This window comes from Pantoea sp. ARC270 (genome assembly GCF_003236725.1).
In the GTDB taxonomy this organism is placed as follows: domain Bacteria; phylum Pseudomonadota; class Gammaproteobacteria; order Enterobacterales; family Enterobacteriaceae; genus Pantoea; species Pantoea anthophila.
The window spans coordinates 30,332-46,082 of the sequence record NZ_PUGA01000020.1; the positions used below are offsets into that span (position 1 = coordinate 30,332).

14 protein-coding genes are annotated in these 15,751 nt (G+C 51.6%); 6 read left to right on the forward strand and 8 right to left on the reverse strand.

The window, feature by feature from the left end; genetic code table 11:
• Nucleotides 1-35: 35 nt before the first annotated feature.
• The gene (locus tag CKF42_RS10925; RefSeq protein ID WP_111208181.1) at nucleotides 36-2,222 is read right to left on the reverse strand and encodes a bifunctional diguanylate cyclase/phosphodiesterase; all 2,187 of its coding nucleotides are present in this window, start codon (nucleotides 2,220-2,222) and stop codon (nucleotides 36-38) included.
• A 394-nt stretch (nucleotides 2,223-2,616) separates the two neighbouring features.
• Here CKF42_RS10925 and CKF42_RS10930 point away from each other — a divergent pair, with 394 nt between their 5' ends.
• From CKF42_RS10930 to CKF42_RS10940, 3 genes are all read left to right on the forward strand, one after another.
• Nucleotides 2,617-3,729, forward strand: a complete 1,113-nt coding sequence (locus CKF42_RS10930) for a mechanosensitive ion channel family protein (protein ID WP_058957638.1) — start codon at nucleotides 2,617-2,619, stop codon at nucleotides 3,727-3,729.
• 618 nt (nucleotides 3,730-4,347) lie between these two features.
• Nucleotides 4,348-5,907 carry a methyl-accepting chemotaxis protein gene (locus CKF42_RS10935; protein WP_111208182.1) on the forward strand — a complete coding sequence of 520 codons (1,560 nt, stop codon included), beginning with the start codon at nucleotides 4,348-4,350 and terminating at the stop codon, nucleotides 5,905-5,907.
• Nucleotides 5,908-6,667: 760 nt separating this feature from the next.
• The gene (locus CKF42_RS10940; RefSeq protein WP_111208183.1) at nucleotides 6,668-8,269 is read left to right on the forward strand and encodes a methyl-accepting chemotaxis protein; all 1,602 of its coding nucleotides are present in this window, start codon (nucleotides 6,668-6,670) and stop codon (nucleotides 8,267-8,269) included.
• Here CKF42_RS10940 and CKF42_RS21070 read toward each other — a convergent pair.
• The 3 genes from CKF42_RS21070 to CKF42_RS10950 form a co-directional block, all read right to left on the reverse strand.
• A complete protein-coding gene (locus CKF42_RS21070) occupies nucleotides 8,199-8,693 on the reverse strand; it encodes a hypothetical protein (RefSeq protein WP_146239934.1) in 495 nt (164 codons plus the stop codon). The two genes, CKF42_RS10940 and CKF42_RS21070, sit on opposite strands and share 71 nt — an antisense overlap.
• A gap of 407 nt (nucleotides 8,694-9,100) precedes the next feature.
• A complete protein-coding gene (locus CKF42_RS10945) occupies nucleotides 9,101-9,373 on the reverse strand; it encodes a hypothetical protein (protein WP_111208184.1) in 273 nt (90 codons plus the stop codon).
• Nucleotides 9,351-9,851: a DUF2778 domain-containing protein gene (locus CKF42_RS10950; protein ID WP_233501038.1), complete on the reverse strand. Its 501-nt coding sequence runs from the start codon at nucleotides 9,849-9,851 to the stop codon at nucleotides 9,351-9,353. The genes CKF42_RS10945 and CKF42_RS10950 overlap by 23 nt, the downstream gene beginning before the upstream one ends.
• A 516-nt stretch (nucleotides 9,852-10,367) precedes the next feature.
• On the opposite strand from CKF42_RS10950, the gene CKF42_RS10955 reads away from it, so the two are divergent.
• Nucleotides 10,368-10,709: a hypothetical protein gene (locus CKF42_RS10955; protein WP_111208185.1), complete on the forward strand. Its 342-nt coding sequence runs from the start codon at nucleotides 10,368-10,370 to the stop codon at nucleotides 10,707-10,709.
• A gap of 269 nt (nucleotides 10,710-10,978) precedes the next feature.
• Here CKF42_RS10955 and CKF42_RS10960 read toward each other — a convergent pair whose 3' ends face one another.
• Entirely contained in the window at nucleotides 10,979-11,719 is a 741-nt protein-coding gene (locus CKF42_RS10960; protein WP_111208186.1) for an SDR family oxidoreductase, read from the reverse strand.
• 382 nt (nucleotides 11,720-12,101) lie between these two features.
• Between CKF42_RS10960 and CKF42_RS10965 the strand changes: the two genes are divergently transcribed.
• Complete coding sequence (locus CKF42_RS10965; protein ID WP_058957645.1) at nucleotides 12,102-12,392, forward strand: Bor family protein; 291 nt, start codon at nucleotides 12,102-12,104, stop codon at nucleotides 12,390-12,392.
• Nucleotides 12,393-12,522: 130 nt separating this feature from the next.
• On the opposite strand, the gene CKF42_RS10970 is transcribed toward CKF42_RS10965, so the two are convergent.
• The 3 genes from CKF42_RS10970 to CKF42_RS10980 all read right to left on the reverse strand — a co-directional run bounded on the left by CKF42_RS10970 (nucleotide 12,523) and on the right by CKF42_RS10980 (nucleotide 14,815).
• Complete coding sequence (locus CKF42_RS10970; RefSeq protein WP_111208187.1) at nucleotides 12,523-12,831, reverse strand: chorismate mutase; 309 nt, start codon at nucleotides 12,829-12,831, stop codon at nucleotides 12,523-12,525.
• 122 nt (nucleotides 12,832-12,953) lie between these two features.
• Nucleotides 12,954-13,769 carry a hypothetical protein gene (locus tag CKF42_RS10975; RefSeq protein WP_009089456.1) on the reverse strand — a complete coding sequence of 272 codons (816 nt, stop codon included), beginning with the start codon at nucleotides 13,767-13,769 and terminating at the stop codon, nucleotides 12,954-12,956.
• A 170-nt stretch (nucleotides 13,770-13,939) separates the two neighbouring features.
• On the reverse strand, nucleotides 13,940-14,815 hold the full coding sequence (locus CKF42_RS10980; RefSeq protein WP_111208188.1) for a LysR substrate-binding domain-containing protein: 876 nt from the start codon (nucleotides 14,813-14,815) through the stop codon (nucleotides 13,940-13,942).
• 102 nt (nucleotides 14,816-14,917) lie between these two features.
• Between CKF42_RS10980 and CKF42_RS10985 the strand changes: the two genes are divergently transcribed.
• A complete protein-coding gene (locus CKF42_RS10985) occupies nucleotides 14,918-15,622 on the forward strand; it encodes an SDR family oxidoreductase (protein WP_046102127.1) in 705 nt (234 codons plus the stop codon).
• The last annotated feature ends 129 nt before the right edge of the window (nucleotides 15,623-15,751 follow it).

A 15,751-nucleotide genomic window follows, 5' to 3' on the forward strand; every position in this document is an offset into this window, starting at 1 on the left:
GGCGCACCGATGCGTTCAGGCTATCCTTCCGGCCGTTACGCCTGCGGCGTCGTCTCTGGCGCGGCGGAGGTCATCAGCGCCGCAAGCTGATCGGCGGGCACCGCCTGACTGAAGAGATAGCCCTGCAACTGATTACAGCCTGCATCCGCCAGCGCCGACATCTGTCCCGGCGTCTCGACACCTTCCGCCGTCACCATCAGGCCCATGGCATGCCCCAGTTTCACCACCGACTCCACAATCGCCACGGAATTTTCTGCCACGCCCAGCGACTGGGTGAAAGAGCGATCGATTTTGATTTTATCGACCGGGAAGGTACTCAGATAGTTAAGGCTGGAGTAGCCGGTGCCGAAATCATCCAGCGCAATGCGGAAACCCGCTTCACGCAGCGCCACGATAATCGCGCGCGCCTCCCGTTCATCCTCAATCAGCACGCCTTCGGTGATCTCCAGCTCCAGACGCCTCGGGTCGCCGCCGTGCTGGCTGACAATCGCCATAATCCGCTCGACAAAGCCCGCCGATCGGAACTGCACGGGCGAGACGTTGACCGCCACCAGCAGCGTCGGGAAACGCTGCTGCGTGGCACAGGCTTCAGCGAGCACCCACTCACCCAATGGCATAATCAGGCCGGTCTCTTCGGCAATCGCAATAAACTCACCGGGTGCGATCAGGCCGCGTGTCGGGTGGTGCCAGCGCAGCAGCGCCTCAATGCCGACCATCTGCTGACCGCCGATATCCATCAGCGGCTGATACCACACCTCCAGCCCCTGACGGCTCTGCAGCGCCGAGCGCAGATCCGCTGCAATCGCCTGGCGGGTGCGCACCGACTCATCCATCGCCCGTTCAAACTGCCGATATTTGCCACGCCCGCCGCTTTTGGCTTCATACAGCGCGATATCCGCTTTGCGCATCAGCTCCAGCCGATCGATACCGTCTCTGGGCGCGAGGGAGAGCCCGATACTGGCACCGCTCCATACCTCGCTGCCAAACAGCGTCACTGGCAGGGCCAGCTCGTCGACGATGCGCTGGGCCAGACTCTGCGCCTGGCCCAGGTTTTCGACATCCGGCATCACCACAATAAATTCATCACCCCCGATGCGTCCCACGGTGTCGCTGGCGCGCACGATCCGGCTCAGGCGCTGCGCCACGGCGATGATCAGCTCATCGCCAGCGTGATGACCATAGGTGTCGTTGATGGTTTTGAAGCGGTCGAGATCGATCAGCAGCAGGGCCACCCGCTGATCGTGACGCGTCGCCAGCGCCAGTGCCTGCGTCATGCGCTCTTCAACCAGCGCGCGATTGGGCAGACCGGTCAGCACATCATGAAACGCCAGATGCTGTGCCTGCGCCTCTGAGGCGCCGAGCCGCAGCATCGACTGCGACAGGCTGACCAGCGAATGCCAGAGCCGCCACACCATATAGAGACACAGCAGGGAGATCGCCAGCACCGCCAGCCCGGTTGAGGGGCCGATGGTCCGCAGCATCTGTGCACCGGGACGGGAGGGGACCCACTCCAGATACCCCACCGGATCGCCCGCCTGCGCCACCAGCAGATAGCGCGCTGCACTGCCTGGCTGCGCTGTGCCGTCCGTGAAGTGCAGGTCCTGAAGCTGATTGCGTTCCGCCAGGCTCGCCAGATAGCCATCATCCAGAAATTTCAGGCTCACCAGCCGGAAACGGGGCAGGGTGCGGCTCTCCTGCTGAATATTGCCGACGGCCAGGGCGGCGGCACGGTTCGTGACCCGTGCATAGTCGGCCCTGTCCGGGCGCGCCGGATCGGTGACCAGCGTACTCTGCAACACCTCACCCGCCAGCAGATCGCTATCCGGCGCAGCGACCGGCTGGCCCTCGCGCCAGACTCTGAAGATCTGGTTCTGCTGATCCAGCACCATAATCAGCTGATGTCCGAACATTTCGTAGAGCCATTCATCGATGTTCTCATCCAGCCAGCGGTCGCTGTTGCTCGCTGAGAGGTGCTGCTCAAGCGGCGCCCAGCGCGACAGGCTGTGCAGCTGGCGCAGATGTTCATTCAGGCTCTGCGAAAACGAGGCTTCAATCATCCGCTGCTGTTGCTGCCGGGCTTCGGCGTTAGTGAGCGAGGTGCCGATAAACAGCGCCGTGCCGGCACCCGCAAAGGTGAGCAGCAGGATGGCGACCAGCGGTACCAGCACTTCACACAGAAAACTGCGGCGGAAATCAGCAGAAAGTTTAATGCTATTAATCATATTGTTGTTTTTCTCAGCGACGGCGGGGCACAGTTTAAAATTAGCAGACAAGACTCTGTCGTCTACATTTAGCGGGGGTTATAGTGAGTACGGCAGCAATTTTTGTTGTCCCAAAGGAACGAAAAGGGTCAGAAAAGCGAAACGGTTATATCAGGCGGGTTAATGATATTGGCCAGGGCCGCAGGCAACTTCTGTCACTGTCCGCCCTGGCTGAAAAGCAAAAGAGGCGCATCAGGGGCGCGGGCTGCCGAGGCTTTTCCTGTCAACTTTGCAGGTATGGTTCATACTTGAACCCATTGATTGTATTACAGACGGATGACCGTGAAGACAACGGTTACTGCATGTGTCACTTATCTGACAACCCGGTGTTGTCAGCTTACTAAAAGGGAAAATAATGCCATTGTTATTCGGTGAGTTATCTGGTTTCCCGTCATGGGTACCTGTTGTATTACTCGTCTCGCTTTCATTTGTACTGGGTTTCCTGGGCCGTCTTATCCTGCTCGCGTTTATCCGCTACTGGCAGAGTCGCGACAGGAAGCTGTTCAAATCGCTGGAGAAGCACCTCAGTGGGTCGATGTTCTTTTTCATCCCGTTATTAATGATCAATGTGGGTCTTAATTACATTAACTTCCATCCTGACTCGCTGGATTTAATTACCAATATCATCAATGTCTTTATTATTATGTCGTTTTGCTCGGTATTAATACGCCTGACCAATGTGGCGCAGGATATGCTTTATATCCGCTACGACATCAATATCTCTAATAATCTGCGCGCGCGTAAAATCCGCACACAGATTATCTACGTCAAAAAAGTGGTTATTGTCATTCTGGTGTTATTCTGCCTGTCGCTGATTCTGCTGAGTTTCCCGAGCGTGCGTAAATTTGGCACCACCATCCTGGCAGGGGCCGGTGTGGCGGGGATTATCATAGGTTTTGCGCTACAGAAGTCGCTGGTCAATCTGTTCGCCGGTATCCAGATCGCCTTTACCCAGCCGATTAAAATTGATGATGCGGTGGTGGTAGAGAAAGAGTGGGGCTGGATTGAGGAGATTAACCTGACCTATGTGGTCGTGCGGATCTGGGATCTGCGCCGCCTGGTGCTGCCAATCACCTACTTTACCGAGAATCCGTTCCAGAACTGGACGCGCAACAACGCTCAGATTCTCGGTTCGGTCTTTCTCTATGTGGACTACTCAATGCCGCTTGAGCCTCTGCGGACGCACTTTGAAAAGGTGCTGAGCGAAACCCGACTCTGGGATGGGGAAACTCAGGTGCTTCAGGTGACCGATACCACCGAGAAAACCATGACCATCAGGATGCTGATGACCGCGCAGAACTCACCAATCGCCTTTGATTTACGCTGCTATGTGCGGGAAAAGATGATCGAGTTTATTCAGCAGAACTACCCGGAAAGCCTGCCGCAGGTAAGGGCATCGCTGACGGATAGCGGGCGTGAGAAGGGAGAGAGAGGAGTGGCTGAGCAGGTTTCAGGCATGGCGGACTGAGTGTTTTGAGCGCTCCAAGGTGATCGTCACCCCTGAATGACACAAATGAGCCGTAACAGGCTCATTTGTGCCTTCTGGGTGCTTCGGGTGCAGATACCTGAGTGGCGGTGCAGAAAATTCACATCAGGCGGATGCACATCCCGTGGATAGCGGACGTTCGTAAGGGTGTTACAGAGCGTAGCCACAGAACAGGTGCTGTTAGCAGGGTTGTGTCTGCTATGAGCGAGAAGCAGATTCTGGCAGTGTTTCCTGAGCCTTTCGAACGAAGTCAGTCATATACATTTTATTAATTTGCCAGAAACCACCCAGAGTAAACGTCTGCTTACATACAGATATTTAAATACATACCTTCGTTACATTTCAAAGCGTTTTTCTTATTAAGAGACTGGGTTACTGTAAAAAAACAAATCTTCAAAATTTTATCCTGCCTGCACGTAAAATACCTTCGCATTTATTTTTAATAAGAATGTAACAAATTTAATTTAAAGATAACAATAAAGTAATTCGGTTGTTTTATCAGCATTTTCTCAAATTAATAGTGCATTCATCTCATCAGAAAAAGCTAATGTTACCAGTAACGCTGCCGATAGAAATTTTATCTTTTAGAGGGAGATTAAAATGTCGGTCATCAGAAAATTTAAACTTTCAAGAGTACTGCTCACCAGTGGCATATTCATCATCGTTATTCAGCTTTGCGTAGGATTAGTATTTCTCAACTATTTAAAGTCTGACAGAGATAATTTCAGAAACGCTGACGTTGTGAGTAAAAAAGTACGGCTTTTGAGCGACATCTGGACGCAGTTAAACGAGGTGAGAGCAGATACTAACCGGATTGCTCTGTGGTTGATAAAAGATGGTCCGGGCAGTGAAAAAGTAAATTATTTTATTGCCCATGGAGAAAAGATCCTTAGTCAGTCCAGAAAAGATTTTTCCAGCTATCAGCAACTGGCTGATATCAGGGGAGTGCCAGAAGATATACAAAAATCTCTCCAGAAAAGCTTTCAGGCATATTCAGCCATTTTGCAGCAGTCGTTAAATAATGGCTATAAGAAGGATGCCAACCTTATGTTCTCGATTAATGCCGGCCCCTATAAGGATAAAATGCAAAGCGATTATGATGCATGGCGAAGCAGGGTGGCAGATATCAGCGTCCATATTTCCGAAAAAAGCAGCGAGACTTACTCTAAGGTGACTGTGTTTTTCTATGGAATGATAATTTTCAATCTCATATTTATTTTCGGACTTATCAGGGTGTTTAAAAACGTGCTTATCCAACCCCTGTCACAGGTTTATGCGCAACTGGAACGTATTCAGTCAGGCGATCTTACCAGTGAGGTTAAAACAGAATTCCCTCGCAAAACTGAAATAGGGGGATTATTCTTTAAACTCAGTGAGATGCAGTCAGGCCTTATCAGGGTAATTTCCGAGATAAAAGAGGGGTCACTGAATATTGTCAAGGGTATCAGTGAGGTGAGTTCAGGCAATAACGAACTTTCAGCCCGCACGGAACAGCAGGCAGCGTCTATTGTTCAGACAGCATCCAGTATGGAGGAAATGACTGTGGCGGTTAAAAATAACGCGCAAAACTCTGCTGATGTCTCTGAACTGATTAACGACACCAGAACAAAGTCTGAACAGGGTAAATCCGTAGTCCTGTCACTGTCAGACAGGTTGAAAACCATGCAGGAAAAATCGTCAAAAATTAATGATATTACCGGCATTATTGAAAGCATCGCTTTTCAGACCAATATCCTGGCACTGAATGCGGCCGTTGAGGCAGCCAGGGCGGGCGAGCACGGCAAAGGATTCGCTGTCGTAGCCGGAGAAGTCAGGAATCTTGCGCAAAAAAGCTCATCGTCAGCGAAGGAAATCAGCGATCTTATTAGCGATTCAGTAACGGAAATTGAAGAAGGTGCAAAGCTATCTGATGTCGCTCAGGATTCAATTTCAGGCGTTTATGATGCGATACTGGAGATACATGATGTAATGCACAACATCAGAACCGCTACGGATGAGCAAAGCAAGGGGCTTGAGCAAATCAATATTGCTATCTCTGAACTTGACACTGTTACCCAAAAAAACTCTGCGCTGGCTGAAGAGACCTCATCAGCAGTAATGCTTGTTGAGAGTGAAACCGTGAATCTGAATCGTGTGGTTGATTCATTCAAAACCGGCTAATTCGATATGTCGCTTAACGAATAAATCAGATGGCGGGATATTCAAATGCTGAAAACAAGTTTTGAATATCCTCCCTTTACCTCAATAGTGATATTTATATTAAGACTTCTCAGCGCCTGTTTGCTGCCTGACGGCCGTTTCCGGCACCTTTCCCTGTTCGTATCTTAAAAAGACGTCCCTGATGATTCCGGCATGTTTGCATTACTACGCGGTAAGATCTGTTCTACGCGGATTAGTAAATGCAATGCTGGAAACATCCGCTTCTGTCTTGGACAGACCGTTGCGCCGCAACGGCCGCTATGAGCTTTTTGTGGTCATCACGCTCGTCTTTTTTACAGCTTTTACAGGGGTTACAACTTCAGTAAGTTCTTCGTCAGACCTGCCGGCTTTAAAGATCGCAACGGCCTGACGCAGAAGGAAAGCTTGCTCCTCAAGGGAAGCCGCCGCGCTGGCAGAATGTTCAGCCAGCGGACTGATGGGGTTTGAGGCTACGGAACAAAGCCCATTTCCGTATTCCGGTCTCGGATACTCAGGCGTACGGGCAGCTTGGAAACTCCATGGTGGTTCCGGTTTTTATTGCTGTGGAGCAGCTACTTTTGCCGCTCATCGAACAACATCTTAGCCAAAAAACTTAGCGTCACAGGGCCATAATTTTTTTTAAGGCCGCGCATTATGCTGTTTTGCGCTGAATCGCGTCCGCTGTCACCAAATTGTCATGCCCACTCCCAATACTCTTTTTTATTTTTTTTGGGGCCGTTAGATGTCACTCCTTTCTGTAATCTCGTTACCGCTACGTTTACGCATGCGTCTTACCTGGCGTATGCCGCTTTGGCTCACCAGCCTTCGCAGCCAGTTTTTGCTGTTTATCGTGCTGTTTTGTTTACTTCAGTTCGCGGGCGTACTGCTGCTCAGTAATCACGTTAATCAGACGCAAATTTCACTTGAGCAAGGCAATCAACTGCGGGAAAGGTTGGCCCTGCTGGATAAAGCACGTATCGAGTTGCTCACCGCCAGTGATAACAGCCACCGCGCCGGTATCTATTTAATGCAGGATCAGCAAAGCGGCTCGGTCGATAGCTGGAAAAGTCTGGCGGCCGCCTCCAGGGATTCGTTAACAAAAGCCCAGTCGCTGTTCACCGCCTACCATGCTAAAGCGGACAGCCCCCTGGCTCAGGACTTCGCGATGTTAGCGGAAGGTTTGCAAGAGCAGTTGAAAGGGTTAGCGGCCAATGACATTAATGCCTTTTTTATTGTGCCGATGCAGGCATTCCAGCAGCAGTTTAACGATGCCTGGTTCAGCGAGCTTGAACAGGCCAACCATCAGTTGAGCAGCGTGAATCAACTTACCCTCAGTACACTGAAGCAGAGCCGCAATATGTCGCTGTTCGTCAGTGCCATTTTGATGGCGCTACTGGTGCTGGCCTCCAGCCTGCTGATGCGCGGCGTGCTATTGCCGCTTCGACGAGCCAACCGACAGCTGGAACAGATTGCAACAGGCGACCTGATACCGAACCATGACACGCCGGGTCGCCAGTGTTTAGAGACGCGCCAGCTGTTTCAGTCGATCGAATCGATGCGCTTCGGTCTGCAGCAGATTGTCAGTGACATTAATAATGTTGCGGTCAGCGTGGCGGCCGGTGCAGAAGATATGCAGCAGCATAACGAACAGTTCATGCAGCAACATCAGGCGCAGAATGCCAGCTTCCACTATCTGTCACAGCGTTTATACCGCGTGTCTGAAGAAGTCGAAATTGGTGCACAGCTCTCGCAGCAGGCCACACAGGAGGCGCAGTCAGCTGATGCTCTGATGCGCAATTGCGTCGCGGAAGTCGACAATATGGAACTTAAAATGCAACAGATCGTTGCTGCCTCGGGCGATATCGCCGGGATTGTCGCCATGCTGGATAGTCTGTCAATGCAAACCCGATTACTGTCGTTAAATGCCGCCATTGAATCCGCTCACGCCGGAACGTACGGCCGCAGTTTCTCCGTTGTCGCCAAAGAGATGGGACTGCTGTCGCAAAAGAGTGGTGAATCAACACGTCAGATTGATGGTTTAATTCAGCACACTCAGCAGCATGTGAATGATGGTTTTGACAAAGTTAAGGCGCTGGAAGTGCTGTTCACGCAAATCAGTGGCGCGGTTTCGGGGGTAGTAACACAGTTGGATGAGTTACAGCAAAATAGCATCGCGCAAAGTCATCGCGTCAGTAAAATTGCGCAAGAAGTGGTGGAGATGAGTAACCAGCTGCAGCAAAACGAAGCGCTCAACGCCCATCAGGTCAATTCTGCTACGCAATTGCGTGAACTCTCTGATCGCCTCGCGCAGCGGGCACAGCAATTCCGCGTCGATGCAGCTTAAGTGCAGAGATAAAAAGCTCGTGAATGACGTAATACCTGTCAGTTAAGAGCTTACTGGGGGCCGCGACAGATAACGTTGCGGCCTCTTTTTTACTGCCCTGGGGTAATGTCGCGTTGTTCTTTCCGGCAGCGCCAGCCCTGAAGCCATCGCCATTATCTCTTCTATTATTCGCGGTATTTTCCCCCGACAGCAGGCTCAGCTGACTTCTCAGATAAAGTGCAGATTTCTTAAAAAGGGGCTTCAAACACCCGGCCGTCCGACGGAGACCAAGGGTATCAAAAGCCATCACCAGAAAGTCCGGCACGCCATCAGTCACCTCCAGAGCATATCCCACCGGCCTCTTCACGCCGTACTGCGCGATATAAAACTCATAACCGCCCGGTACGCCGTACAGCAGGCCACCGTTGAAGCCGTTAATTTTCACATCGGGACGGGTGGGGGAGCAGCAGACGCATATAAAATTCAGCCGTGTCTTCCGCGATGGTATCACTGCAGACCGGGTTCCAGCATTTACTCAGGGCAGTCCCATCACGCCTTACCAGTCAAAATGCTTTCGCTTCCACAGGCTATTTATCAGTAAGCGTCGCATATTGACCGTGTTCACACTCGTATGGAGGTGTGTCAGCTCAGACTTTAGCTGACAGGTTTTGTTGATTTGGCACAATTAATCAGTGAGGGGCTGTTGTGAGCGAAAAGCGGACGTCAAATGATAGCAGCAGGGACGTTCTGCCATAATAAATATAACAACCCGCTCGCGAACCCTTTTTGGTATTGCTTTTTCAGACAAAAGTGCAGGGCAGTATAAAACCGCCGTTTTTTACTGCAAGCCGCCTATCCACGTTTTACTTTTTTAATTGCCATTTTAACTAACCAATATATGGCTAAAGCGTAAAACGCGATAACGATCAAAAGGGAAAAGAACGTAACCGGATCCGTACCAGCTTCGTATACGTCATCCTGATAACTGCTGAAAATTTGGTGAGAATGCTCAACGAGCCACGCCGTCAGCGGATAGAGTGGCATCCCGTAACGCGAAACCATAAAGGCTACAATAAAGCAGACGAAAAAAACCGCTGCTTTTCTAGCGAATTTTGCAGTTTGCAAAGTTACTTTCTCCCTGAACGTCAACATAGCCGTATGCCATCAGGCTGTTTCTCGAACCCGGCACGCGAATTTTTTTTCTCCGGAGCAGCGCCTGTCTTACCGTATAGAAATCAGTACGCCGTACGAAGGTGATACACCCTTCACTTTCTCCGGAGCCGTCTGGACGAAGAGGATGCAGGCGGAAACCGCCGCGGGCAACGCCATTGATGAAGATGGAATCACTCATCGTTTCCGAATTAAACAGCGCAAACCACTCTGAATGATTTGAGCTGTTCCAGGTGTCGACGGCCCATCCTCTGATCCGGTTAGCGATACTGCCTTCAGGACGCGGAACTATCCAGTAGCGCCCGATCGGAATGGCACTGTCAGGCTTGTAGGTACAATTTGGATCATTGGTATAAGGCTTTTGGCCGGAAAAGACCGGAAAGGTACCTATGCCGTAAACGTGCAGCTTTGCCTCGCCACCGCCCTTAGTCAGATCGTCTTAGCTCATTCTCGTTAACTGCATTAAACGCTCCCTGTAGGTTATAAGGCAAGCCAGTGAACCGGGCATTGCTATTATTCCTTCACAGAGAAGTTAACGGGCAGGCTGGCGCTTATCAGCCAGAGTTCTTCTGCGAGCCAGACAGCGTTATTTATCATAAGACTACTTGCCGCACTCCGTCAGGGCGCCCCGGCGCAATCCTGAACACAAATACTCACGTCCACTTCTGGCACAACGCGGAATTCGGCAGGCTAGTGTCCGTTATGAGCGATCTGCGGACGTTAGCCGTAACTCTCACAACTGATGTTGAATGACTAGATTCGTAATGACTAAATCAAAGTGGGGAAGGTCACTGTCGCTCTGTCCGAGTAATCTTTTTTGACTACAAGTATATCTGATCATTAAAGTTGGCTGACCTCGTATTGTTTGGTGCATACTCACAACATAAATCTTAGGCTTTAGCTTAAACATTTCTAATAACGGTAATATTCATAAAAAATGGAGGTGTTCATGGGCTGGGAACTTCATATCGTAAGAACAGAAAATTGGTTTGATAGTGCAAATGAGCCAATTAAGAGTGAAGAATGGCTTCAACTTGTTGATAGTGATGAAGAATTATCAATAGATAAAAAGAATGGTGATTTCTTTGCTACATGGAATGTCCATCAGCCACATGATCAACCCTGGCTTGAATGGTGTGATGGGCGAATTTACACTAAGCAGCCCTGTGAGGCCCTGTATTGTAAAATGTTGCAGATAGCGAGCAAGCTCGATGCTTTCGTTGTCGATGATGACGATCGCAAATATTTATTACCGAGTGATTTGAGAAATCCATCCTGGGCTAGTTTATAGGCTGACACTGTAAAGAAAAGCTCTTTATGGCGTAAGTTAATTTCAAAGTTATTTCCATAATAATTAAAGCTTAGTGGCATTAATAAATGCGTAAAGGTTCGATTACTTACTCAGTTTTTTCTATTAATATTTTATGCTGTTTGTAGATGTACAAGTTGTATCTTTCAGTTGACCTGCGAATCATAATTAGCATATCTCAATGTCCGCTTTTGGCACAAAGCGGACATTATTCGGTTGATTTCAACTAATTTCCTGAAACCCGCTAACAATCAGTAATGAATCAGCCCGCCATCTACAGAATACTGGCCGCCAGTAACGTAGGATGCGTCATCGGATAGCAGAAAAAGCGCAACTGCAGCGGCCTCTTCTGCTGTTCCTACGCGGCCCAAAGGAACCTGGCTTAACACAAACTCTTCGAACTGCTGACGCGACGTCTCTGGCATAAAATGCCTGAAGTTAGTTTCAATCGGACCCGGCACCAACGTGTTGGCGCGAATACCGCGTTCAGCCAGCGCAGATGCCCAACTTTTGACCATGGCAATAACGGCACCTTTCGTCGCTGCATACAGGCTCGTCATTGCCGCACCTTCATATGCCGATGAGGATGACGTTACCAGAACGGATGCGCCAGAATTAAGCGATTTGGAAAGCGCGGCCAGCTGTAGCATCGGACCGCGCACATTAGCATTCATCATATGATTGAAAGAGTCTGCAGTGACAGATTCCGGAGAGCCTACCTCTGCAAAGCCAGCATTAAGCCATAATCCATCAAGTGAACCCCAGCCTCTGATAGCTTCCCCCAGTCCGTTTATGTCAGCTTCGCTTGCAGCATCACTTTTCAGAATAAGCGATGTCGCAGGAAGTAAGCCGCGTGCACGTTCAAGCCTTTCTTCATTAAGCCCTGTAATGGCTACGTGGCCACCTTCAGTAACAATACGCTGAGCGCCTGCCAGCCCGATGCCACTGGTGCCGCCCGTGATCAGTATACGTTTACCCTGAAATCTACCCATGCTTACTTCCTTTATTTAGCTGCGGAATCAGCATTTACCTTACGTAATAAAAACACTATCAGTCATCTGTTTCATTACGTAACCATGGGAATGACAGGATTGCTGCGTGGACGCCCGCTTCTGGCACGAAGGGACTTATGAACAAGCCAGTGTCCGTTATAAGCGAAAAGAGCACATCTGTGGCTGTTATTACACTTAGATAATTTGCTTGCATAGGCTTGTATTCATTTACAGGGAGCATGTCACTGCGGCGAGCGAGAAGCACAGTCCTCATTCAAAAATATTTCTAATGTTTTCGTTTTCGCTGTCGATAACCTGATGGCTGGCTGAGTGATGATTTCACTCAGCATTTATTTGTACATTTCAAACGATAAGGATATTTATGAACAAGCTTTGTGTTGCGGCGCTGTTGGCTCTGAGTTTAACCGGCTGTGCGCAGCAGACTTTCGTAATGAAACAGAATCAGGTTGGCGCGGCGACGAAAACCACCAGCCAGCCGTTCTTTGTTTCAGGTATCGGTCAGCGCAAGAGCATTGATGCGGCGCAGGTCTGCGGCGGCCAGGAAAAAGTCAGTCGGGTTGAAGTGCAGCAGACCTTTGTTAATGGCTTACTGGGCGTGGTGACGTTTGGTATCTACACGCCACGTGAAGCGCGCGTTTATTGCGCCATCTGATCATGCCTGAGGCCGGTTCGCCGGCCTCATTCTGCGCCCGTCATTAAACGATCAAGCTGCTGATAACGGTCGCCATGTTCGCCCCATCAGACAGCCTCTGTCCCGGTAATGACACGAACGCACGCAGGGATTAATTCACCGGGTCAGGTGGGTTGTTGCCGATCTGCGCATGGTGCGCAAGTTCATACTCGATGAACGCCTCAATCATGCTCCTGTACACCTTCGCAATAATGACCTCAGGAAGTCCTTTCTCCGCCGCGAGTCGGCAGACTTTATCAATGACCTGCTGCACCCGGTCTGGTGCGCGCACTGCGGCGTGATCGGCTTTGAACGTTGCCGCAGCTTTCACACATTCAGCACGCTGAGCAATCATGCTCACCAGTTGAACATCGATCCGATCAATCTCTTTTCTGACCTCTTCAAGTGTAGCGAACATCATTTTTGCACTTGTGAACTAGTACGATAGTTCGCAAAGATACAGCATATGTCGGCTGAAAACCAGCGGCAACGGGAAAAGGTAAGCCCGTCAGGCTTACCCCTCATTACCCGGCTCAGGCCACGTTATTGCGTCAGCGAGAAGCCCGCGTCAAAATGGTTTGCCTTGTTATTGAACTGCTCGATCCGGGTTGCCAGCTGTGAAATATGGTCATAGCTGATGCGTTTGAAAAAATCATTATCACCGCTGTTGTGCACCAGCTGCGTGAAGGCGGATAACCAGCCGGCGCTGCTCGCTGTGGTGTCAGTGATGCTGAGCATGGCATCCCGTTCTTTCTGCGTGGCATGCTCACCGTGACTGATGCTATCCAGCTGTTGCTCAAACTGCGTGACGCCTGCCGTGTCGCCGTACTGGCGGGCGATATCCAGTGAGCGCTGGGTCAGATCCTGCAGGACAGCATCCTGTGCAGAGGCCTTATCTGACACAAATTTTTCCACTTCACGGTAACTCTCAGCCTGCTGATCCGCAGGAACAAATCGCTCAACCAGTTTATTTAACATGCCCTGGGTGACGGCCAGATCCATTGAAAGCGTTGTGGAGTTACCGGAGCCGGTATAGGAGTGCAGGGCATCGGAAATCAGTCCGGACATATCGGTTTCAGAAAGAGAGGAGTGGGACTGTAAAGCGGAAAACCAGGTATCGATATCGTTGGTAATGCCGTTCGTCGTGCTGCTGTTTTTTTCGATAGTGCTGTTGCGTATCTGAATCACTTCTTTCAGGTTTTTATCTATTGCCTCCTTGCTGAGCTGTGTGGTCGAAGAAGGGGCATCTGCAATCAGCCTGTTTACCGTCTCCCGGGCAAGCGGAATAGTTTTGGGCATACTCTCCTGCTTGCTGAAAACGTCACTCTCTTTAAACCCGTTATCGATTGAGCTAATCATTACTCTCTCCATGTTGTGTGAAAGAAGCCTGATAATAATATCGGGTGTTCATAAGAAAACTTGACGCTTAACGGACAGAAGAGGGAAGCAGATTTCATCTGTTCAGTCAGTGATTATCTGTGATCAACGGATAATCAGAAGGTTAACGCGTTTAATCGGCGATGTGCGGTTCAGGGACATTCGCCGAGATGATCCAGGCACCATTCCCACACCGCCTGCGCAGCCCTGCCAGGCAGATCCGTGCGTTTGCGCACCAGATAGTAGTCACCTGCGCTATCGCCCGCGTCAGCCACCACAACCAGCCGACCCGCTTTGATATCGGCATGCACAAAAGCCCGGCTCGTCAGCGCCACGCCCTGTCCGGCCATCGCGGCATCCAGTGCAAGGGTGGTCTGGTTAAAGCGGGCGCCGGGCAGCTTTCCCTCCTGCTGCAGGAAGCGTGGCCAGCCGTCATGCGCGTCATGCAATAGCGGAAGCGACGCGATCTGACGGGCTGTCAGCGGCAGGCTGAGCCCCTCCAGAAGATGTGGGCTGGCAACGGCGATCAGATGCTGACGAAACAGCAGCGCGCTCTCCAGAGTCGCGGGCAGGGCGGTTCGAGACAGCCGCACCGCGATATCTACCTGATCACGGGAAAAATCGGACAGGGCCTCGGTGGCGACGATGCGCAACTCAATGTCAGGAAGGTCTGCCTGAAGCTGGCCCAGCCGGGGGATCAGCAGTCTGGCGGCGACGGTCGGCGTCACGCTGATCGTCACCACATCCGGGCGCGCCAGCAATCGGTCCGTTGATTCGACCAGCATATCAAACGCGCGCGTCACGTCAGCAAGCCAGGCTGCCCCCTGCGGCGTCAGCGCAAGCCCGCGCGCAAGCCGGTTGAACAGGCGGATGCCCAGATGATCTTCCAGTGCGCGAATCTGCTGCGCAACCGCCCCCTGCGTGACGCCCAGCTCCGCCGCCGCCGCCCGGAAACTCAGCTTCCGGCCAGCGGCTTCAAACGCCCGCAGGGCATTCAGTGAGGGCAGACCGCGACGTGAGAGTGGCATAGTTATCCTGTAGTTTTTCTACATGCTCGGAGGTTTATTTATCGCGCGATAATACACCGCTTTCCTGCGAAGATGCGTTTTTCACAGCAAAAGGAGCAAAAGATGACCGCAGAAAAAGTCGCCATCATTACGGCTGGTGGATCGGGCATGGGCGCAGCCGCCGCGTGCAGGCTGGCGGATGAGGGATACCGCGTCGCAATCTTATCCTCTTCCGGTAAGGGCGAGGCGCTGGCGCGGCAGCTGGGGGGGATCGGTGTGACGGGTTCCAATCAGTCACAGGCGGATGTGCAGCAGCTGGTAGAGCAGGTCATGCAGCGCTGGGGACGGATTGACGGCCTGGTCAACTCGGCGGGTCATGGCCCACGAGCCGACATTCCCGATCTGACGGATGACGCGTGGCAGACAGGCATGGAGGTCTATTTCCTCAGCGCTGTGCGCATGGCGCGTCTGGTGGCGCCAATCATGGCAGCCCAGGGCGGCGGGGCCATCGTCAATATCTCTTCGGCGTGGACCTTTGAGCCGACAGAGATGTTCCCGACCTCCGCCGTGTTTCGCGCCGGTCTCGCCAGCTTCACCAGACTCTTTGCCGACCGCTATGCCGCGGACAACGTCCGGATGAACAACGTGCTGCCCGGCTGGATTGATTCGCTGCCCGCCACCGACGAACGCCGCCAGAGCGTGCCGATGAAACGCTACGGCAAGGCTGAAGAGGTGGCCGCCACGATCGCCTTTCTGCTGTCCGAAGGTGCCGCCTACATCACCGGCCAGAATATCCGGATTGATGGGGGACTGACCCGCAGCGTCTGACACGCCACTCCCACATTCACCGCACCTTCACCCCGCCGTCACGCTGCTGTCATCTGAAGCCGTCAAGGTAACGCCATCCCGCAGTGATTTTTCACTGCGTTCCCACTCCGTAACCCGTGAGGATTTCAT